Here is a 22,252-nt window from a genome sequence, read left to right on the forward strand (position 1 = left end):
AAACCAGCGATCCTAATTCGCGCCGGCCACATCGAGGTCGAAAACACTCAAATATGAAACTCGAGCGCTCCCGCCCGTGTTTCGTGGTACTTATCCAGCTCAAATCGAGCTAATTGGGCGCAGTCGACGTTGGCGCAATGCTCTTGCTCCATCTCGACCCGAACGTTGATCGAGACCACCAACCGCAGGCCCTGTCGAACCGCTTCCGCAGAGACTTGGCTCAGGGTAGGAATTCCACCCAAACATTTGTCCATGATCTCCTCGACAAGCCGCTCGAACGCCATGTCACCTTTCACTTCCAAATTGCTGTTCCTCGTCTTTAGTTTCGACAGAAAATTCGGATTGCGAATTGCGATAGCCAATCCGACGGCATGGAGACCGAAGGACCGCGTCACCCAGTACTACCCCGACAGCGCTTTTGCCAAGGCTATAATGTGGCAACGCTCCGGCTTTTTGCTTCGCCGATAGGCAACGAGATCTGGGATCGTGGTGTGTTACCCGCAAGAGGATCGCTGCGTGGGCTTTTGCGAACCATTTAAATCAGATCGGGAAGAGGTGACACCTATCCGTCGGCGTTACTGCGTCGTTTCTCAATATTCGTTCCTTTCAAGAAGAACACGATGGCGGCGTATGTGCAAGGCAGGAAGACAAACATGAGTCGGGCGCGAAATTAACCTGCGACGCAATTGAGAATTGGCGATGCAACAAGCCCATACATCAAAACAAACTCGACACCTTTGGAACTTCAAGACGGCCTGTCGTCGGAATTTCGCCCACGTGGCCCAAAGGGTCAATCGTTGTTGGATCGCTTCAAAGTTTTCGAGACCACCACGAACCGGTTGATATTCTTATGACAACAGTATCGGGTGCCTACGTCCCCAAGAGGAACAAGACTGGCACTCCTGGTATCGGCTCGGCGGATCTGGGCAGATGCAATATGTCTAATGTTTAGCTTTGTTCATGCGGACTTGGAAAAGCAAGCGCAGAAAAATTGCGATTGCAGCTGCTTTGATCAGCTGTTGGCCGGGCCGCTATACAGTCCAGTGCTCCCAATGAGGCTTTATCAGTCGACAAAAGCACGATGCCTGCGCCTATATGTTCATTTGATATCAGTAAGCTTCTAGCAGCTAAAAGATCGTCAATCTCAGATGAGAATATAGCCTATTCACTGCTTCAGTAGCTGAGGTTTTGCCTGCATCAAGCACTATGTCTGGGCAATCCGGTATTTCAAATGCGCTATCTATACCTGTGAAGTTTTTGATCTCGCCGGCACGCGCACGGTCGTAAAGGCCCTTCGCGTCACGCGCTTCGCAGATTTCTAGCGACGTACTTACATATGTCTCGATAAAAATCACGTCACCTGCGATTTCTCGTGCTAATTTCCGCTCCTTTTGGAAAGGGGAAATCAAGGCCACGATTACAATGAGTCCGGCTTCAGCCATGAGGCGTGCCACCTCAGCGACTCTCCTCACATTCTCTGCACGTGATTCATCAGAAAAGTCTAAATCCTTGTTAAGGCCGTGTCGGACATTGTCTCCGTCCAAAATAAAAACATGCTTGCCCTCAGCAATAAGGCGCTTTTCAAGCAGATTGGCGATGGTGGACTTGCCCGCGCCCGAGAGCCCGGTGAGCCATATAATAGCGGGCTTCTGCCCTTTCATTTTCGCGCGAGTTTCTCTCGAAACTTCAAAGTCTTGATATGTAACGATTCTCGTCTCACAATTTCTATTAGTTTCTGCTTCAATTTCAAGCATTGTATTGGAAATTCGATTCATAGATGCAGATCTTCCAGGATCTCAATACGTTCTCATTTATGCATCAAAACATTCTCTTCTGAAAAAAACGAAATTGCTAACACTCAATTCCAGTGCTTAGTAGCACTACAGAGTCGCAAACACGCACGATTTTATCTCTCCTCCGTGGCGATGAGATTTTTTATGCGCCACCCTCAATTTCATTGAGAGGTAATCTTAGCTCCATCCAACTCGAAGATGCAAATGCTTTGTATACACTCAATCATCGCGATTGGCCGTTTGGCTGTAGCGCCTAATAACTTGCTTCATTGCTCCTAATCCGATGAAATCACCTGTCGGATTGAGCGCAAATGAGTCCTTGGTCGGACCGACATCACATGCATTGTTTGCCGATATCTTTTCCGTCAACTCGATCGTCTGTCCAATTATTTTCCGATGATCGTCTCCAGACTCTGCAAAAATCCTAAAGTCATGTAAGTCGCGTAGAAAATTTCCTCGCGGGCGATGAATGTTAGTGAATTGCGTTTGGTAGTGATGTAGAGGATTGATCTGCTACCATTGCATGCACTGAGATGAAACGAAAAATTGAACATTTCAAATATCGCGAACCCGTTTACTAATTTTAGCTCCCGTCGCAAACGCTAGCCGTCCTCACTTTTGTGAGTATGGGGCAGCCTACCTCTCGGTGGCAAATTTTTGATGATACGTCCGCCGGATATCGGGCAGTTAATCTGGAGTGAGATGATTGGCAACAATTAGCAAAATTATCCAACGCAACATGACGGCCCTTAGAGCTCGTGAAGTAGAAGTAAGTGAGCTTGTTGACGTTGAATGGTATTTCAATCGCTATCCTGACGTCCGAGCGTCAAAAATGGATCCGCGATATCATTACCTTCGATACGGTGGATTTGAGGGGCGCGATCCCCATCCCCTTTTTTCAACTTCCTTCTATGCAACGCGATATCCAGCGGTAACTAGTTCGGGAATGAATCCGCTAGTTCACTATCTTCGCATTGGTGCCGCATCAGGCTATGATCCGCATCCTATATTTTCGAGCATCTATGTCGCAACGCGGTTGGGCACCTGCAAGAATCCATTAATCTCATTCTTGGAAAGCAGCCGTAATGGGGCTTTGGTATCGCCTCATCCACTTTTCGACTCAGAGTGGTATGCGCGACGGTATGGAGCCGAGATCCCAAACGGCATGGATCCGCTGATTCACTTTATCTATTTCGGGGCAAGACTCGGATTCGACCCGCACCTCCTTTTCTCAACATCCTATTATCGGGCGCGTTACAGTGACATAGGGCCCGAGGTTAACCCGCTATCTCATTTTATTGCACAAGGCGCGTTGGAAGGACGGGACCCGCATCCGGCTTTTGATACCAACTGGTACCGAGCCCGGTATATGGGCGGATTACCTGCTACCGATAATCCCTTAGTACATTTTATTTCGGTGGGCAGTCTCGTTGATGCTGTTCCACATGTGCTCTTCCCCACCGAGCAATATCGACGCGAGATGGGTGAATCGATGCCAAAAGATGCGCATCCTCTAATGTATGCGCTTCAGCAAAAGCATTTGAAATTTGAAGTTCCAAAGCTCACCGTCGATGAAGAGACGACCATTTCCAAGCGTCGTGCTGAGGTCGCCATTTACCATCAGATTGATGCATTCCTAACGTTCAATGTTGATGCCATCTCAGGTGGAATCTTCTCAATTTTCTCCATTGTAGAGGAATTGAGGCGGTTGGGGAGAGAGACGGTGCTCTTTTCCTTGCCTGGCGGCGACCCTATAGTTCGATATAAGCGGTTCAATAATCACGAGATCATCTTGCCTTTCGGAGATCTGATTTCAGCTATACGGCTGAAACGCATACAAACGATCCATGTCCCAGAGGTTGTGTTGCCTATTTTTATTAATCACCTTAGGGATGTTCTCGGTAATCCAGAGCTAAGAGATATAAAACTTAATATACTCAACCAAAATGGCGAATTAATGCCAGAAAAGCATGTCTATCAGCGGTTTGTGCATCAATTTCGTGAAGCAACTATGACGACCGCACATGAACGCTATTCAACAAGCCTCCATGCCGAGCGTTGGGGCGTTCCGATAAAGCACATATCCACGTATATGTCGTTCGACGACTATAAAATACGAAATTTCACTTCGAAGAAAAATATTATCTTGCTGTCTCCTGATCGAATGATTGGTGATGAGGTTGTATTAGATCAACTACAGTCGAGTTTTGGCGGATATTATGTATATAGAGTTGCTGCGCTTCATTATGAATTCTATAAATTCTGCATAGGTTGGTGTAAGTTCTGTATTACGTTTGGGGAAGGGTTAGATAATTATTTCATCGAAACTACGTTCACGGGAGGAATAGCATTTGCCGTCTACAATCCGGTCTTCATGCCATCCTCGATGAAAGCACTTCCGAACGTGTTTGGAAATTTGATTGAAATGAAAGAGAAACTCCCCAGTTTGATGCGAGATCTCGAACTCGACGAAAAATATCGCGAAGAAGTTTTCTTGATGAATTTCAGCCTTCTAAAAAAGCTGTATGACAAAAGTATATACCGCCAAAAATTGAAGGACTTTTCCTTGGGCCGTTTCGATTGGGCGCCGGGAGCCGCGCAATGAGAGGTCGGGTTCTTGTAGTTCCGGCTGGTACGGAAATAGGCCACGAGGTCTACGAAAGCCTGCGCTATTCGAAGCACTGGGAATTGGTCGGCGCGAACGCTGTTAAAGATCACAGCGAAGTCACCTTTCCGGAGGCCTATTTCGGTCTACCCTATGTTGATGATGATAGCTTCGTTTTTGAAGTTCAGCGCCTGGTTGCGGAGAAGAGGATCGACTATGTCATTCCTGCACATGACGAGGCCTTATTTCAGCTCTCAGGAAAGTCAACGACCGCGGTTTTTGTGGGTCCCTCAATCGAACTATCTGATATCCTCAGATTTAAATCCAAGGTTTTGATGAAGCTTCGAGATCACATTCCGGTCCCAGAAGCTATTGGTAACTCACCGTTATTTCCAATTTTTAGCAAACCCGACCGGGGTCAAGGATCGAGAGGTGCGCGAATCGTCAGAAATGAGAGAGAGCTTGAACTCCTAAACGAAGCGCGGGAACCAATGATATTCCAGGAGTTACTGCCTGGAGATGAGCTGACCGTTGATTGCTTCTCGTTGCCGGATCACGAGGTTGTCTATTGTGCTGCACGACGGCGAGAGCGGGTCTCATCTGGTATTGCGACTAGAATGCAGATGGTCGAGGAGCCTCTCATGTTAAAACATGCTTCGGTCATTTCGAGGGAGCTGAAGATTTCGGGTGCTTGGTTTTTTCAGATGAAGCAAGACATCCACGGGACGTACAAGCTTCTTGAAGTAGCAAATCGGATTGCCGGTTCCTCGGGGTTTCAGAGGGCAATGGGAATCAACCTGATGGATGCGTGGCTGCATCAACTTGCTGGAAAGGAGGTCTCTTTTATTAAGCCGTTTGTCGACGGGCTCATATATGATCGGGCGCTTTACGCTCGTATTAAGCTCCATCGAATCGTGAAAAATATATACGTCGATTTTGATGACACCTTGATTTTCAATCAGGGAAAACAGGTGCACCATCGACTAATCGGACTCCTGTATGCTTTTAAGATAACAAAGGGCGTTCCGCTTACATTACTAACGAGACATGGCGGCGAAATTGATGCATTGCTTCGCCGAATGGGCTTGATCGAGCTTTTTGATAGTATAATTCACTTGAAGAATGGTGAGAAGAAGTCGCTATACATCAATTCAGACGGGGCTATATTTATAGATGACGCCTTCAGTGAGAGAAAAGAAGTAAATTCTTTGGGCGGAATAATTTGTCTTCCGCCCGAGTCAATTGATGTATTAGAAGCTATACTATGATATCAACCCGAAGGCATTTGCTATGCATACCCTGCGACGCGCCCCATTATATGTCACTCGCCCTATTACACCAACTCTCGATCTGGTAAGTCGTTACAATGCGGCAATATTCGAAAGTGGAATGTACTCAAACTTCGGTCCGATGGAACAGAGCCTGACTTCGCAATTTCGCGAGAGGTTTGACTGTGACAAGGTATTACTGTTCAACAACGGAACAATAGCCTTGCTTACGGCTCTTCTGTCACTACCTCGTAAGGGAGGCACGTTTCTCACAAGTCCGTTTACATTTCCTGCAAGTGTTCACTGCATCAAGTTGGCGGGATACGACGTGCGCTTCGTGGATGTGGACGAGAAGACGTTGAATATTGATCCTCAAAAAATTGAGGACGCTTGTGACGATGATACAGTGGGCATTTTGGCTGTCCACGTCTACGGAAATCCATGTGACATTTCTGCGATCCATGATTTGTGCCGGCGCAAAGCTTTGTACGAAATCTATGACGCCGCGCACTGCTTTGATGTCTTTGATGACGGCCAGGCAGTCTATAAAAGTGGTCTAATGAGCATTGCGAGCTTGCACGCAACAAAATTGATGCATACTGGCGAAGGCGGCGCGCTGTTTGTCTCGGATGGCGGTATTTTCGAACGAGCACGTTCGTGCATGAATTTTGGCATTCAAGGAGAGGATATAATTCACGGAATCGGCCTCAACGGCAAGTTAAGTGAAATCAATGCTGCCATTGGACTCGCAGTGCTTCCACAGGTCACCATGGAAATCTCCAAGCGAAAGGTGATTGCTGATCGCTACACCCGCCTTTTAAGTGGACTAAAGGGCGTCGACTTTCCCTATTTTAAGGAGACGACGACCAGGAATTACCAATATTTTCCGGTCATATTTGACCGTAGCGGTGGCTTAGATCGCGATTCGATATGGTCTGCTTTGAGGGCTCGAAATATCTTTGCCCGTAAATATTTCTATCCTCTGTTATCTGATTGCTTTCCGTATAACGCTGGCGGGAACGAGAGATACTATCCGATAGCGGTTAAGGCAGCGCAAAATGTGTTGTGCTTGCCGATGCATTCCGGTGTCAGCGAAGGCGACGTTGATGAAATCGTGGATATTATTTTGCAAACGCTGGAGGGAGGTAAGCCGTGGCTATCAGCCTGATTTTGCCTGTTCATAATGCGGAAAATTTTCTTGTCGAAACGCTTTACTCAATTAACGAAGCCCTTGGAACTGGCGATCAGCTAGTCATAATTTTCGACAACTGCACAGACGGTTCTGTTGCAGTATTTGAGGCATGGCGTAAGTTAAATGCCTCGGCCATTGGATATGAAATAACGATTTCAGTGGAGACGCTGGGAGGAGTGGCGGAGGCTCGCAATCGAGGAATAGATTTGGCTGATCGACCATGGATCAGCTTTGTTGACCACGATGATGTCGTCTCGGCTTCGATTTATAGGGATCTTTTGGCAGCCACATCGCGAACAGGTGCCGATGTGGCGCGCTGCGGTTACGCGAAACGTTCCAAAGATAATGTGGAGGTTTTCTATCCTGACTTTTCTCCAGACTATTATGCCTTTTTCGGAATATTCATATGGAATTCGCTGTTCGACGCCGAGCTAATAAGAGGAAATGCGATCCGTTTCGTTCCTGGATATGGCGAGGATTATGAATTCAACCTTCGAATTGCACAGCATTCCAAAAGTCAGACGTTTGTGAAGGGACCTTTGTATTACTGGAGAATTCATGGATTAAATCATCACCTTGCGCGCAGGCCCGAGGATTTCGTTGAGCGTGTTTTGGGGATGTTTTATCGAAACCAGACTTACCTATCGCGTGCGCCAAATGCAGGGGCCGCTTTTAGCAAATGGGTGCACGACTATCTAGTGCATTTGCGGAACCAGTTTGGCTCAGCAGCCGTCGACGCCGCGATTGAGAAGTCCGGTTTGGGCCCATCACTTTCGAGAATATGGTTACTTTCACTGAATTGACCGGGCAATTTAAAAAATGCCACCAGGAACATCCTTGATCGAGTCTAATCTATCGGGAAAGTAATAATGAAGAAGTAAAGAGCTCTCGGCATGGGAGGTTGAGCCAATGGTGAGCTGCTAGGCAATGGCATCGCAGATATCCTTGCATCTCGCCGCCACCAGTCATGCAGGTAGGGCGGGCGGCTGGCTTGTTAACTTTGCTTTTCTAAGTTCTCTGCGGCAAACTGCAACCGCGGTTCCGCGTCCATGTTGTGTTCGCCACTCCGATCAATAATCGCCTACCATGGATAAGCAACATGAGTTTTTCTATGGAATGCCCGATCACAGACTAGGGCGGACAAGGTAAGTTGAGAGCGGAAGACCGGTTACGGTGAAGCATGTCGCCGCATTCAGGCACGCTGTCTTCGACCGCAAATCCGAGAAGACCGATCTCGCATAACTCGACCTCGCGCTGGAGGACATAGAAACGGGTCCATGTTGACGACGAAGCGGATAGCTTTTCAGGGAAAGCCGCAGCCCAAACAACGCGCAGCCAATCGCTGCGCTCTTACCGCCCATCTTCCGCGCATTGAAGAAAACATCGAACCGGAAAACTTGTTCTGCTCTTATGGCGGAGGCTTGCACTACATCGGCGAGGACCCATCGCCACACAGCTCCGCGTCATCATCATTCACTGCCCCAAAATATGCCTGCCAAGCCTGTATGGATTGCGTTGCTCAGGCTCGAGCGCCTCCACTATTGATCTAGGTCGGATTTTCGGTAGTGACCACCATCACCTATATGCTGATGTCCAAATACGCCGACCATCTCTTGCTTTAACGGCAGGCCCAGATCAAGGGGCGCCAGGGCATTGATCTTGACCGCTCTGTACTTACTGATTGGATCGGTCAGGCAGCATCCGAATTGTGACCTGTCTTCGATGCCTTGATTGCCGACCTGAAGCGCTCGACCAAGCTCTTCATGAACGAGATGCGTGCGCGCCGGTACTCGATCCGGCTCCCGTAAAAGTAAGCCCCAATACTCTAAGCACTTGCTCGTGACGACTACCCGTGGGGTGGCGGTGCTCCATTATGCGCGACCTCCATCTATGCCCTAGGTCGGGCCGTGTAGCGCGCCGAATGGATATTGGAAAGATTCACGGGCGTCGTTTAGGTCGAGGGATATGCCGGATATAATCGGCTGATCACTCCAGATCACGTCGGTCCCAACATTCAGCTCGCCTATTATTGGGCTTACGCGCTACGCAAGCTTGCCGAGATCACTCGTACAGGCTCAGTACGGATTGCTGAGGAAAGTGCGAAGCGGATCGGTAAACTCTATAGCATCGAAGCCAAGCTACGCGGCTTCAACTCTTGACTCTCGTCTTGCAGGAGGACAAGGGCGATAAGCACCGCTAATCACTAACATGCGGACCTGGCTCACCCATCATCGCGCCCGCGTTGTTGGCAGGTCGCTGCTCGGCGAAGCACTTGCTTACATTGCTAAATACTGGGTTGGGCCTCTGCATCTTCCTAACCGCCGGTCATATCGAGATTGATAACAACGCCGTCGAGAGAACCATTCGGCCGATGGCATTAAATCGGAATAATGCCTGTTTTCCGGCCATGGGGCTGGTGCACAGAAATGAGTGATTATTGTCTCGCTCATCGACACCCGCGAGCTCAACACCATCGATCCGTTCGCCTATTTGACCAGAACATTCATCGGTGTCGTCACCGGCTATAAGCCGAACTGCATCAAAGGACTTTCGCCATGAGCCGTTAAAAACACCTAAACTGCTTGACATCACGAGTTAGAGGCCATTCCTCGGACACCTTCGGGATTCACACTGCTACTCGGTAAATTGTGACCTCAATTGCTATACCTCCCTGGACGAGGATACGAACACTTGAAGCCGCCGTCGTATAGAGTAAGAGCTTTCCGGTTTGACGATTCATCCAAATTGTTGGCCCCGTTTTATCGTCCGCGATTACTAACAGAGCAAGACTGAGAGTGCCCAGCCGCCAATATGCTAAAATATTTGCACATCACGCTCTTTAATCGTGGTCAATGAAAGTTGCCGCCATTGGCCGATTCGGCTCTCTTGCGTATTCAATCTGCCAGCAATCAGCATCTACTCCCAATACCGTGTCCGCCAGGCCATAAGCTCTGCTGAAAACTATCCTTTCCGCGGTCTTATTATCCAGATATCGCTTCGAGTTTGGTAGCGAATGAAACCGGACCGACGTTAATAATTCGTACGCGCGGAGCATTCAGCTTAAAAAACTTTAATTGCCATGGAGTGACGACCATTCACGCTATGGATCTATTGGATTTAGTACACGTGTCTCTTCCAGGCGGAAAATATCACTGTTGACCTTGTTGAACGTCAAACAATTAGATCAATCAGGCATGCGAGGTGGAGAAACAACGGTGCTTATGTTAAACTATCGATTTGTAAATTCATCTCACTTGTGGTGAAAGGGCGGATAACGCGCCCAATCTCGATACCGGGGTTATAGCCAATCTACTGTCGAATACAATCTCAAGAATCCATAACCACCGATACTTAAAAAGGTATTGGCCATTCGTATTCCTGGCTGTATTCAACCGTCAGTCGTACCATTCAGAGCCTTGTAGCCGGCGGAACTGATCAAAGAGATTGCTGATTGCAAAGCTTCCCTCGAAGGTACAACACTGCAGAGTGCCGCAAATTCGCTGACAAAAACGCCTGGGCTTGCAAGAATCTTCTCATATTCGCAGACTGCGAATGCACCTTTGACGATCCCGATATCGCGGAAACAATCTGCGTACATTGCGATCGCATGGGAGTAACCGTTAAAATAATCTAGCATGCTATTACCGTACGTTTCATCGCGGTTGACTAGGCTGCATGCAACGCCAAATGGGTTTCTCACCACAATAACATAAAGTGGATTTGGAAGTGTTTTTTCAAATGCATGGAGCATTGTCAGCGCTGCCGGCAGCTTAAGACTCCAGCCTTCGTATTTTGAAACTTTGTGTTCAATCAAGCTATGCCAGCGGTCGTAATCTGTGATGCTGTTGTTAAGGAGATCTACAAAGTCGAAGTCTTCGTGGGTGGTCGGATGGAGATTATCTCCCATATTAAGGTTAACCGCCCGCATGACTGCCGCTACCGCTGAAGTCCCGCCCCGGCTGGAGCCTGCGGTTATAACGTTGAACGGCCTCTTAAATTGCCGTTCTAGTCTATCTGCGCCGAAAACTGTTAGTGTCTTTTTCTGCTCAATTTGCATGCGCATGCCTCGTTAATAAAGTCGGGACATTTCTGCCAAAGTGCCGCAGGTCGTCAAGCCAACATCCAATAACAACGTGGTTCGCGCAATTATTTTTGTGGAGCAGTTGGTTTTGTTCGGCCGCCCGTCATGGAGTTAACGAGGAATATTTGTATGAAAGATATTATACTGAAAACTGGAGCATTTCTGGTTGCACTGCCGATAGCGCTATCGGCCGCGGCTGAGCAATATCCTTCCCCACCCTATGGCGATCTCAAGCTCACAAGTCCGCGAGGTCAGTCTGGACAGCTTGTCATCGCGCCAACTGGACGGGTTGTATTGTCTGCGGTGTTTGACGTCTCGGCATATGGCGCCGTGGGCGATGGCACTACTGATAATGCCACTGCATATAGTAAAATAATCTCGGCTGTCGCGACGGGCGCTCAGGGTGGCCGGATTGATTTTCCCTGCGGCAAGTTCAAATCGTCGCTGCCGCTATCTTTGTCGGTCCCCAACGGCAAGCACATTTCAATCAACGGTCAGGGATGCACAGAGCTCTTTTTCCCTGCCTCTGATGGTATCAAGTTGATCTATGGAAACAACGCCTCCTATGCATCGATCGCCGATCTGAAGGTCACCACTGGGAGTAGTTCGTCTCGCTACACAGCGATTTGGCTCACTTCGGCTGTGGTCAACACGCCGCAGAATGCATCCCCATCCTACATTAATCATGTTTCAGTCAATGGCAGCGACGGACTTGGCCTCATGAACTACTGGGGCAAAGGGATCTTTCAAGACAAGGTATCTTTCCTAAATGTCGATGACTTCAATTTTAACGGGTCCAGCACGCTGCAGGGCATGGGCATGTTATTGCAAGGCGACACGGCGAATGCAGAGTTCAACGTCGTCACCAACGTCAGCCATTCGAATTTTGCTTTTTGCGCTGTTGGCGTTGAATACGGCGAATACTATCAAGGGCTGAATTTCACCGAAAATAATATTACTGGTTGCAATCGAGGTATCTACTCACCTCCGGGCAGTACTCTAAATTTGCAAGCGTCGATTACCGCAAATCAGTTCAACAACGCAACCTCGAGTATCGAGTTTGCATCGGAAATGCCTGGTGCCCAAATCGTTGGCAATACGTTTTTGTTACATGGCTACGGCATCAAGACAGTCGGTCTGATCAACAGCACCATAATTGGGAATTCATTCTCGGCTGCTGCGAAGCCCGGCGACGGCAATGCCATTAACATCGGTTCGTCCAACAATTCGGCTGAATCTGCAATCATCGATGGAAACGCGTGTCTGAGCATCAATTCGTGCATCACTGTTGCAAGCGGTGCCAAGGGACGAGCATCCGGCAACATTTGGTGGAATGTAGCGACGCCCTATACAAATGCCTCCAGCAATTTTTTCCAGGGTGGGAATATTGCCAATGGCGCACAATTTGCGTCGCAGGCTGGTAGCCTATCCGGAGTGACATTTAGCGACATTGTTACAGTCAATAATCTGTTAGCGTCGAAAACTGTTCCTACAATTTCCTCCGGCTTTTGCACCTCTCCAAGCATAGTTGTTCCGAACGGAACATGGACATTCCGGATTTTGGTGGGGTCATCATGCTCGGCTTCCTCCGGCGTCATTACCATGCCGACGGCTGCTAATGGCTGGGATTGTAAGGCTACGAGCGGGACCGCCGTGGCGTCGAGCGTTCCCGTCCAAGATCTTACCGGATCAACAGCGACAAGTATCACCATAAGGAATTACTCTCGCACAACCGGCGCCGCAGCTAACTTTACTAGTGGAGATGTGCTGTTGGTTTCGTGCGTTGGTCAATGATTATAGAGCCATCAATGAAGCGCCGAGGAAAGGACGTACGCGGTTCATCTGCGGGCTGCCGTCCTTCCAACGTCTTGCACACAAACCATTACCGTCATTTAGGGCGATCATGCATTTAATGCGATAGAGTTCGTCAAAGTCTTTGGTTGTGACGAACAGCTTGTTGTCGCTGAATGCAATAGGCCGTAGGTTTGAGCCTTCGGACGCCATGTAGCGGAAAACGCCCTCTGATACGGCTGCGCTTGTTGGTGAGAAAAAGTCATCGAGCGCCATGATGCCACCGGGTGAAAGAACGGACTCGACAAGCTTCATGTCGTGGAAGACGCCGTCTGCGCTATGGTCGCCATCGATGCTTGCAAAGCAAATTGAGGTAATGCCCGCGGATGCAAGATGCGCCTTAAACGCTTCTTCCGTCAGTGATTGGGAATTTGACTGTATCAGAGTTACGGTTGAGGTAGATGCATGATCTGTGACAACCCGCTCCACATTATTTTTGGCTGTCTCTTGTTGGCCCAAGAAAAACACATCCATCCCGGCCCATTTGATATCAGTCGAGGCCGCCATAAAGGAAAGATACGCGCCTTCAAACACGCCGATTTCCAATCCGTCTCCTGGGATGTTCATCGTTTTCTGCGCGGCAAGCAACATTTCCGTAACTTCAACTGCGCCAGGGTAGAGCCATCCCTTGATCGTATCTTTGACCTCGGACAAATATTTTTCGGCTGAAATCGGCATGAAAATCTCCCAACAAATCCAACTCGCCGATCAGTAAAGTCTTCCGATCGAAAATTGAAGCGGAGATTTGCAACGCCTGCTTGTTTTATCGAGGATTGTTCAAGAACACGATCATGTAGTGACAACAGACGAACTTACAATGAATCCATTAAGAGGCGCCTGCAGCATCTCTCCGTGGCGAGCCCGATAAATAGAGTGCCTATTCCGAATGCAAGTAGATATTCTTTGTTCACCAGCTTGTCGCTATAGTTTTCAAAATAAGCTGATCGCATCCACTCGACGCATTGCAAAACTGGATTGTAAGCGAGGAGGTTTGTCGCTGTGTCCGGTAAATCGATGGTGACGAAAACGCAGCCTGATGTCAGATAGAATATGATACCTGCAAGAGCCCACGCGGTGGCAATCATCGGTATGAAAGCGCAAGTTACGCCAACGATTGTGCCAAACCCCAGAGCCAGCAGAACCGTAGCCATATAGGCAAGAACGGCTTGGGCAGGATCGTCTGGAAATGGGGGAATCCCCATAGCGGTGAAAATAATCCACACTAGCACGATTGTTATAAATCCGGCGATTATCTCAAGAAAAGCCCGACCAAATAAAATATCAGTAATGTGGATTGTTTGAAACAACAACATATTCTTGTTCATAATGACGGATAAGCACATGAACCGCGAAATATAGATGAAGGTCAGGGTCGGAATGACACCGGCACCGAAATAAATAAATGGACTTTGCCCATAGGGTGCGGCACGTCCGAACAGGGCGTTGAGAGTGATAATGACTACCATGTGAACCAATGGCCATAAAGACTGAACGATAAAGCCGGCTCCATGATTGAAAAACCTAGTTCGCATATCGCGAAGAATCACAGCACCCATTGCGTTTCTCTTTGTTTTAAACGCTTTGATTATTGGCGATCGATGGAGGAGCCTAAATTCTTGCATCATAAATCTCGAGACGTACACCGATAAGTCGTAACTGAGCTGTCTTAACACGATTATGATTGTACCTAAGATGGCGTTTGCACCTGTTATTACAAAATTCAGATCGTTGAACGATGGAAATCTCTCTAGGAAGTTTTCAATTCTCCTTACTAATTTCTCATCGCCAACCGTTGTGATCAGCCATCTAGATCCACATGGTAATACGCTTTGTTGACTTAGCTTTGGCAAGCGCATCTCAGCAACGCAAGCGCTTTTTATCGTGGCCTACAACAAGCTACGCGAAGTTATCTGCGACGATGAACACGTCTATTTCTCACGGCATTCCATGAAACCGAAACTCGTCCCGAACGCGGGCCGGTTGCTTAAGTTTTAGCTTGTCTGCGGATGATCGAGGCGTTTGTCGCGATCACGTTGCTCGACTTGGCGGCGTCGCCGGGTACCTCCCTTCAAATCGGCGTGGCTCTTCTGCGCAACATCCATTTGTGGATCACTTGCGTGAGCATTCTGGTTCGTCTTTCAACTCAAGATCTCAGGAGATTGCGATTCCAATCAATAACCGCGGTCCAACACCGCGGTGAGGGCATTTATATTTTTCATCGTGGCAGCTACGGTCATCGGGTGGTATGCCGTCTCAATCTTTCACAACAGCCAAAGGTTTATGACGCAGTTGCGCCTGCCATCAAAACTGCAAACGGCGCCAGCTCGACAGTATAGCAAAGCCATCAGCCTTCGGTTTTCCCCTGTTGGGCGATCCGAGGCTAATGTTAGTGCGTGCTCGGTTTGGCCTCTACCACCGGAGTTCAGGAGGGACCGTTCTCGCGTGGTTAGACGAAGCTCGCGGGCGCGGGTGGCTTAGAGTTCAAGGGTGAGTAAGGAGGCACGGTGTTATAGTGTTGCTGCCCACGTTCCGATGATGAACTCGCCTCTTTGGACGTGTAGGAGATTTCCATGTTGAGTAGTTCGTTTATGTGCTTCGAGTTGAAGCTTTCGCAGTAGTCGTTCTGCCAGTGTTACCGGGTTTAGTTTAGCCGTCTTTGCACTGGCTAGTGCAACCCACTCTAGCGTAAACTTGTCGATTACGTCAGCGCAAATGCAAGGCATTTGTCGCGAGCATGCGAGTTTTCTTGCGGTTGTGCATACGATCCTCGACAAAGTCATAGGACAGGACATGGTTAGGATATTCCGGCCGAAGCCGGATGCGCGGAGCTGTCGTTCAGCCAAAGTCGACCAGATTGGTGCGGTTACGCCCCGATAGCTATATCGGCCATGATGTCGGCGCTCAATGCCACTTCACTATCTGGTGTCACTGCGACCTGGCTGGATGAAGCGATAGTGGCCGAGAACCTGTCAAGCCGCGTCGTTCGCACACGTCCAGCTTATCAAGACATAATCCATACAAGCTCGGCGATGGGCAGAGCTTCGAAGCTTGTCTTGACGGCTCGGTCAGGATCATCTTCTCGAGATTCAGACCGCTAGCGTTCTTATGTAGCCTCCGTCTCGCTTATCGGCCGAATCGCTTCCATTGTTGATTTTTCCTGCACATTCGCCATGTCAACCTGACGAAGCTTCGTCACTATCTCTTCGACTCTGTGTCGTTTTGCTGCAATTTCAATCTTCTTCTTCGGTGCTTAGCCATACTTGAAGAAAAATCACTCCCCAGAAGGTGGACCCATTCAAGCCTGAATTGCTAAGCCTTGAAGATCTACATTTGATTTCGAACGACTATAACGATGATGACAGGGATAAAGCGGTCCAGCTCAAGATCGAAAGATATATTTGGAGGCCTCGCCCGGAATCGAACCGGGATGCAAGGATTTGCAGTCCTCTGCGTAACCACTCCGCCACGAGGCCATCCGATTTATAAGGGCGAGTGATGCCGGGCGTTTAGAACGAATCTTGAATCGGCGCAAGAGCCTCAATCTGAATATCGCTCTTTTTTCAACATTGCCGGCAATTCATGGGCGGTGAGAACCCTTCATAGGGTCTGCGCAGGATGTCTATTCTTCCAGGCAGGGAAAGGCGAACTTGAAGGAACGTGCGATCAGTGAACTTGCAGGCCGCTCGAGCTGCCAGGAATGTTCCGCCATCCACTTGCATGCGATAGCCGTCGCCTTCGTGTTGTTGAGATCGGGCGGAAGACAGAATGCCCCCACGAACTGCTGAAGGTAATGCGTATAGCGCGATGAGTTTTTCGGCGTCTGCTTCGTGGCACGGATGGTCAGGTTCTTCGTGCGCTGCGCTTCGTCGAGAATCCCCTGCACATAGACCGAGGCCAGCGTCCGGTCCTCTTCACACCATTCATCAAGCTGTTTGCCGGTGACGACATGTCCGATGATCGGTGCCGCGGCTTCCGGCGCTTCATCGCTCAAGGCGATCTGGGGTATGAGAAGGACGGATACTACGACAGAGAGCGGAAGCCGCATTCGAAGGGCCTACATCATTGAGGACAGACTGGCGGCCAGAAAAACCACCAGCGGCAACGAGGTTGCTACAAAAAGAACGAGAGAGATAGACATCCCAGTCACCTTCTATTCAATTTTAATCTTAACCCGAATGATTTCGGGCCGGAAGGTTGATTGGTCACCACGTTCAGGCGGTCCAATATCGGCAAGCGTGTTCCCGGGAAGTTAACATTTGACTAACGAATGTGCCGCTTTGAGCCAACCTCCTTCCGTTTGCCCTCGAGATTGTCGCTCGGTGTCGACGGAAAGAACCTGCTGCAGGGCCTTCAGTCTCTATAGCTACGTGGAGCAGGCATCGTTTTGATTGTTGTTCTCCAGCGACGCATTGCCAGGAATCTGGATGCCGCGTGCAGCGATGCCTTGAAAGCGTAGCAACAGGCGATTAAGACACGGATAGCAGTGAAGCAAAGCCGGCCTCAAAAGGCGCAAGAGGATATGATGGATTTCGAAGCAGCACGTGTGAAGATGGTCGAGAACCAGATCCGCACGACGGATGTCACCTCCCATTCCGTGTTGAATGCATTTTTTGCAGTACCGCGCGAAAATTTCGTGCCGGAGAAGTCGAAGCTCCTGGCCTATGTCGACAATGACATCGAGATTGCCCCGGCAGCCTCAGGCAAGCCAGCCCGGTTCCTGATGGAAGCTTCCCCCTTGGCGAAGCTGCTGCAGCTCGGTGTCATCACCAAGGACGACAAGGTCCTCGATGTCGGCTGTGGCACGGGTTATGTATCGGCCGTCCTGTCGCTTATCGCCGGTCAGGTGGTTGCCCTGGAATCAGACGAAGAGCTTGCCGGTCAGGCCAAGACCAATCTCGCGGCGCTCGGCTATGGAAATGTCACCGTTGTCACCGGCGATCTGGAAAAGGGTCATGCGGGCAATGGCCCTTATGATGTCATTTTCCTCAACGGCTCGATCGAGCAGCTGCCGCAGGCGCTGCTGGAGCAGCTTGGCGAAGATGGACGCCTGATCACGGTGCTTGGCTATGGCCACGCCGCACGCGCCACGGTTTTCATGAAGGAGCGCGGCGCTTTCTCGGAAAACGTTTTCTTCAACGCGTCGATCAAGCCGCTGCCTGGTTTTGCCAAGGCCAAAGAATTCGTATTTTGATCGTTTGAGCGATCAGTGACGTGTTTGTGACAGGCGCCTTCAGGCGCCTGTTTTTTTATGCGCCCGCATGTGTCAGAATCAGAGATAGCAGGGCGATTCGCTGTGATCGTAACAAAACTGTGCATCACCGGGTTTAGTGCTTTTCAGGTGATTTTTTTCCCGAGGACAGTCATCTAGGGTGACCCTGATTCGGGTGCCGCGTTGGCGAGTTTCCGGTCATCGGATATGGGAAAACGGGGATGAATATGGCTCAGCCAAATGTAGTGCGTGAACCGTCCATGGAAGAGATCCTGGCATCGATCCGCCGGATCATCGAAAGCAACGAGCCCGTCACCGGAAAGCCGATGTCATCGACACATTTTGGCGCTTCCAACGGTCGTGACGATGACATTCAATTGACTGTCGACGAGGAGTTCGCAGCTGCCGATCGCGCCCGTGCCGCCGATCAGGAGCCTCGCTTCGTTGCCGCAAATTCGCAGATGCCCGTTACAGAGCCTGAGAATGCCAATCGCGGCCTGTCGCTTGCCGATGTCGCTGCTCGCGTTCGCGCAGCCTCCGAACGCAACGCCGCAATGCTGAGCGCCGGACGCGAATTGCCGCTGCCGCGCGAACTGCCGCCGGCCATGGCGGCGCGCCTTGCCGAAGCTCATGTCGAGCCGGTCAGCAATTTCCCGCTGCGCAATACCGTTGTCGAGGTGCCAGCGCCGGCGGTCCAGCCCGTGGCGGAAGTATTATCGGTGAGCGAAGCGGAATCCGCGATAGAGGAAGCGATGGCGCAAGAGGCGGCTCCGGCTCCGCAGATGTCTGCGCCGGTCGAAACGCCGATTTTTCACGCGCCGGAAGCACATCGGCCTGTCGCAAACGAAACCGAGCCGTCCCTGTCTCTGGCTGCGCCCACACCATCTTCCCCATTGATGTCCGAAGCTGCGGGCGCGCAGGTCTCCCGTTCGTTTGAAGAGCTTGCGGCCATGGTTGATGGCGGCCCGCGCCGCTCCCTCGATGAATTGGCTCAGGAAATGCTGCGGCCGATGCTGCAGGAATGGCTCGACGACAATTTGCCGACCTTGGTCGAGCGTCTCGTGCGCGAAGAAATCGAACGAGTGGCGCGCGGCCCGCGCCGCTGATAAGCCTTGAGCTTCGGGTAACCGATCCGCCGCTCCGGGCTCCGGGGCGGCTTTTTTATTGACTTGCCCACAGCCATCCTATTTACAACCCGCATCACCCAGTCCTCTAGATCCGGTCAAAAAATGCTCGACAAAACATATGATTCCGCCGCGGTCGAACCGAAGATCGCCCAAAAATGGGATGAAGCCGACGCTTTTCGCGCCGGTGTAAACGCCAAGCCGGGCGCTGAAACCTTCACCATCGTCATTCCGCCGCCGAACGTGACCGGTTCGCTGCACATGGGCCATGCGCTGAACAACACGCTGCAGGACATCATGGTGCGGTTCGAGCGCATGCGCGGCAAGGACGTTCTCTGGCAGCCGGGCATGGATCATGCCGGTATCGCCACGCAGATGGTTGTCGAACGCCGGCTGGCCGAACGCCAACAGCCGGATCGCCGCAAGATGGGCCGCGAAGCCTTCATCGAGAAGATCTGGGAATGGAAGGCTGAATCGGGCGGCCTGATCTTCAATCAGCTGAAGCGCCTCGGCGCGTCCTGCGATTGGTCGCGCGAGCGCTTCACGATGGATGAGGGCCTGTCCAAGGCCGTTCTCGAAGTCTTCGTTACGCTCTACAAGGAAGGCCTGATCTACAAGGACAAGCGCCTTGTCAATTGGGACCCGAAGCTGCTCACGGCAATCTCCGATATGGAGGTCGAACAGCACGAGCTGAAGGGTAATCTCTGGCATCTGCGCTATCCGCTGGAGCCGGGCGTTACCTATGAATATCCGATCGCCTTCGACGAGGAGGGCAGGCCGACCGAATTCGAGACGCGTGATTACATCGTCGTTGCGACGACGCGCCCGGAAACGATGCTCGGCGATACCGGCATTGCGGTAAATCCGGAAGACGAGCGTTATCGTGGCATCGTCGGCAAGCATGTTATTCTGCCGATCGTTGGTCGCAGGATTCCGATCGTCGCCGATTCCTATGCCGATCCGACCGCCGGCACCGGCGCGGTGAAGATCACCCCCGCACATGACTTCAACGACTTCGAGGTCGGCAAGCGGGCAGGGCTGCGCTCGATCAATGTGTTGAACATTGATGCCTCCATCACCATCAAGGAAAACGAGGATTTCCTCGAAGGTCTCGATAATCCCGCGGCGCTGCATGGTGCTTGGGACGAGCTGGAAGGCAAGGATCGCTTCGAGGCACGCAAGATCATCGTCCGCATCTTCGAAGAGGCAGGTCTGCTCGACAAGATCGAGCCGCATACGCATGCCGTGCCGCATGGCGATCGTGGCGGTGTGCCGATCGAGCCGCGCCTGACCGAGCAGTGGTTTGTCGACAACAAGACGCTGGGGCAGCCGGCGCTGGAATCCGTCCGCGAAGGAAGAACCAAGTTCGTCCCCAGGAATTGGGAAAACACCTATTTCAATTGGCTTGAGAATATCGAGCCCTGGTGCATTTCCCGCCAACTTTGGTGGGGCCATCAGATTCCGGCATGGTACGGACCGGATGGCCAGGTCTTCGTCGAGAAGACCGAGGAAGAGGCACTTCAGGCGGCGATCCAGCATTATCTCTCGCATGAAGGCCCGATGAAGGCCTATGTCGAGGACCTGCTGGAGAACTTCAAGCCGGGCGAAATCCTGACGCGTGACGAAGATGTGCTCGACACCTGGTTCTCGTCCGCTCTCTGGCCGTTCTCGACGCTCGGCTGGCCGGATGAGACGCCGGAACTGGCGCGCTATTATCCGACGAACGTCCTCGTGACCGGCTTCGATATCATTCCGTTCTGGGTCGTTCGCATGATGCAGATGGGTCTGCATTTCATGAAGGATGAGAACGGCAATCCCGTCGAGCCATTCAGCACGGTCTATATTCACGCACTGGTGCGCGACAAGAACGGGCAGAAGATGTCGAAGTCCAAGGGCAACGTCATCGATCCGCTTGAACTGATCGATCAGTACGGCGCCGATTCGCTGCGTTTCACGCTGGCGATCATGGCGGCGCAGGGCCGCGACGTGAAGCTCGATCCGGCCCGCATCGCCGGCTACCGCAATTTCGGTACCAAGCTCTGGAACGCCACGCGCTTCGCCGAGATGAACGGCGCCAAGAGCGATCCGCATTTCGTGCCGGAAGCTGCCGAACTCACCGTCAACCGCTGGATCCTCACGGAACTTGCCCGCGCGGAACGTGACGTCACCGAAGCGCTGGAAAGCTTCCGCTTCAACGATGCGGCAAGCGCGCTCTATCGCTTTACCTGGAATCAGTTTTGCGACTGGTATCTCGAGCTGCTGAAGCCGATCTTCATCGGCGAAGACGAGGGCGCAAAGGCGGAAGCCCAGTCCTGCGCGGCTTATGTGCTCGAGGAGACCTACAAGCTGTTGCACCCGTTCATGCCGTTCATGACCGAGGAGCTTTGGGCGCATACGGCAGGCGAGGGACAGGAGCGTGAAGGCTTGATCTGCCACGCCGACTGGCCGGCCCCGTCTTATGCGGACAATGTCGCCGCTGACGAAATCAATTGGCTGATCGACCTCGTCACCGGCCTTCGCTCTGTGCGCTCGGAGATGAACGTTCCACCGGCGGCCACTGCGCCGCTGGTCGTTGTCGGGGCGAACAGCTTGACGCGCGAACGCCTGTTCCGCCATGACGCTGCCATCAAGCGGCTGGCACGCGTCGAAGCGATTTCGCTTGCCGATACCGCGCCGAAGGGGGCCGCGCAGATCGTCGTCGGTGAGGCGACGGTATGCCTGCCGCTGGGCAGCCTTATCGACCTGTCCGTTGAAAAGGCCCGCCTTGAAAAGGCGATCGCCAAGAACGACCAGGATATGGCACGCATCGTCGGCAAGCTCTCGAATGAAAAGTTCGTTGCCAACGCCAATCCGGATGTTGTCACCGCTGAGCGCGAACGCCTCAGCGAACTTGAGGGGCAGCAGACCAGTCTCAAGGTGGCCCTGGCCCGCGTCAGCGAAGCGGGCTGAACGGGAAAGCAAAATCGTTTCAAGTAGTTGAAAGGCACGCGACATACGTCGCGTGCCCTTTTTGTTTGTCCGGTCGATTCGGGATCGATTGATTGGATGGGAGGAATTCGCTCGCCGCCAGTTTCGCGCAGGCGAAGCGGAATACACTCAAAATTAGTAGTTATTCTCGAAAAGCGCGAC

Annotated in this window: 15 protein-coding genes, 1 tRNA gene and 2 pseudogenes; 9 read left to right on the plus strand and 9 right to left on the minus strand. The window is 51.2% G+C overall.

The features are described 5' to 3' along the window. Positions 1 to 47: 47 nt before the first annotated feature. Together ACQZ6F_RS16645 and cysC are read right to left on the minus strand one after the other, a co-directional pair. Positions 48 to 302, minus strand: a complete 255-nt coding sequence (locus ACQZ6F_RS16645) for a hypothetical protein (RefSeq protein ID WP_449093333.1) — start codon at positions 300 to 302, stop codon at positions 48 to 50. Between the two features lie 825 nt (positions 303 to 1,127). Further along, the gene (gene cysC, locus ACQZ6F_RS16650) at positions 1,128 to 1,775 is read right to left on the minus strand and encodes an adenylyl-sulfate kinase (protein WP_449093332.1); all 648 of its coding nucleotides are present in this window, start codon (positions 1,773 to 1,775) and stop codon (positions 1,128 to 1,130) included. 724 nt (positions 1,776 to 2,499) lie between these two features. Between cysC and ACQZ6F_RS16655 the strand changes: the two genes are divergently transcribed. The 5 genes and pseudogenes from ACQZ6F_RS16655 to tnpC all read left to right on the plus strand — a co-directional run. Next, entirely contained in the window at positions 2,500 to 4,398 is a 1,899-nt protein-coding gene (locus tag ACQZ6F_RS16655; RefSeq protein ID WP_449093331.1) for a hypothetical protein, read from the plus strand. Continuing rightward, positions 4,395 to 5,666: an ATP-grasp domain-containing protein gene (locus ACQZ6F_RS16660; RefSeq protein ID WP_449093330.1), complete on the plus strand. Its 1,272-nt coding sequence runs from the start codon at positions 4,395 to 4,397 to the stop codon at positions 5,664 to 5,666. The genes ACQZ6F_RS16655 and ACQZ6F_RS16660 overlap by 4 nt, the downstream gene beginning before the upstream one ends. Before the next feature lie 22 nt (positions 5,667 to 5,688). After that, entirely contained in the window at positions 5,689 to 6,834 is a 1,146-nt protein-coding gene (locus tag ACQZ6F_RS16665; RefSeq protein ID WP_449093329.1) for a DegT/DnrJ/EryC1/StrS family aminotransferase, read from the plus strand. Then, positions 6,819 to 7,661 (plus strand): glycosyltransferase family 2 protein, encoded by an 843-nt coding sequence (locus tag ACQZ6F_RS16670; protein WP_449093328.1) that lies wholly within the window; start codon positions 6,819 to 6,821, stop codon positions 7,659 to 7,661. The genes ACQZ6F_RS16665 and ACQZ6F_RS16670 overlap by 16 nt, the downstream gene beginning before the upstream one ends. A gap of 373 nt (positions 7,662 to 8,034) precedes the next feature. Next, a pseudogene (tnpC, locus tag ACQZ6F_RS16675) lies at positions 8,035 to 9,417 on the plus strand (IS66 family transposase); the annotation flags it as partial. A gap of 280 nt (positions 9,418 to 9,697) precedes the next feature. On the opposite strand, the gene ACQZ6F_RS16680 reads toward tnpC, so the two are convergent. Beyond that, a complete protein-coding gene (locus ACQZ6F_RS16680) occupies positions 9,698 to 9,913 on the minus strand; it encodes a DUF3885 domain-containing protein (protein ID WP_449093327.1) in 216 nt (71 codons plus the stop codon). A gap of 333 nt (positions 9,914 to 10,246) precedes the next feature. Then, a complete protein-coding gene (locus tag ACQZ6F_RS16685) occupies positions 10,247 to 10,915 on the minus strand; it encodes a hypothetical protein (protein ID WP_449093326.1) in 669 nt (222 codons plus the stop codon). A 153-nt stretch (positions 10,916 to 11,068) separates the two neighbouring features. On the opposite strand from ACQZ6F_RS16685, the gene ACQZ6F_RS16690 reads away from it, so the two are divergent. Next, a complete protein-coding gene (locus ACQZ6F_RS16690) occupies positions 11,069 to 12,733 on the plus strand; it encodes a hypothetical protein (protein WP_449093325.1) in 1,665 nt (554 codons plus the stop codon). Here the strand turns inward: ACQZ6F_RS16690 and ACQZ6F_RS16695 are convergent, their stop codons facing one another. From ACQZ6F_RS16695 to ACQZ6F_RS16715, 5 genes and pseudogenes are all read right to left on the minus strand, one after another. Beyond that, on the minus strand, positions 12,734 to 13,468 hold the full coding sequence (locus tag ACQZ6F_RS16695) for a class I SAM-dependent methyltransferase (protein WP_449093324.1): 735 nt from the start codon (positions 13,466 to 13,468) through the stop codon (positions 12,734 to 12,736). A 134-nt stretch (positions 13,469 to 13,602) separates the two neighbouring features. Continuing rightward, the gene (locus tag ACQZ6F_RS16700; protein ID WP_449093323.1) at positions 13,603 to 14,346 is read right to left on the minus strand and encodes an ABC transporter permease; all 744 of its coding nucleotides are present in this window, start codon (positions 14,344 to 14,346) and stop codon (positions 13,603 to 13,605) included. Between the two features lie 890 nt (positions 14,347 to 15,236). After that, a pseudogene (locus tag ACQZ6F_RS16705) lies at positions 15,237 to 15,407 on the minus strand (integrase core domain-containing protein); the annotation flags it as partial. 782 nt (positions 15,408 to 16,189) lie between these two features. Beyond that, positions 16,190 to 16,263: transfer RNA gene (locus ACQZ6F_RS16710), tRNA-Cys, on the minus strand. Between the two features lie 146 nt (positions 16,264 to 16,409). After that, positions 16,410 to 16,835: a Rap1a/Tai family immunity protein gene (locus ACQZ6F_RS16715; RefSeq protein ID WP_077469781.1), complete on the minus strand. Its 426-nt coding sequence runs from the start codon at positions 16,833 to 16,835 to the stop codon at positions 16,410 to 16,412. Positions 16,836 to 17,309: 474 nt separating this feature from the next. Here ACQZ6F_RS16715 and ACQZ6F_RS16720 point away from each other — a divergent pair, with 474 nt between their 5' ends. The 3 genes from ACQZ6F_RS16720 to ACQZ6F_RS16730 all read left to right on the plus strand — a co-directional run bounded on the left by ACQZ6F_RS16720 (position 17,310) and on the right by ACQZ6F_RS16730 (position 22,072). After that, positions 17,310 to 17,981 (plus strand): protein-L-isoaspartate O-methyltransferase family protein, encoded by a 672-nt coding sequence (locus ACQZ6F_RS16720; RefSeq protein ID WP_205910645.1) that lies wholly within the window; start codon positions 17,310 to 17,312, stop codon positions 17,979 to 17,981. A 239-nt stretch (positions 17,982 to 18,220) separates the two neighbouring features. Beyond that, positions 18,221 to 19,105 (plus strand): DUF2497 domain-containing protein, encoded by an 885-nt coding sequence (locus ACQZ6F_RS16725; protein WP_449093322.1) that lies wholly within the window; start codon positions 18,221 to 18,223, stop codon positions 19,103 to 19,105. Positions 19,106 to 19,228: 123 nt separating this feature from the next. Next, positions 19,229 to 22,072 (plus strand): valine--tRNA ligase, encoded by a 2,844-nt coding sequence (locus tag ACQZ6F_RS16730; RefSeq protein WP_449093321.1) that lies wholly within the window; start codon positions 19,229 to 19,231, stop codon positions 22,070 to 22,072. Positions 22,073 to 22,252: the final 180 nt, after the last annotated feature.

This window comes from Rhizobium sp. A22-96, from assembly GCF_053521805.1.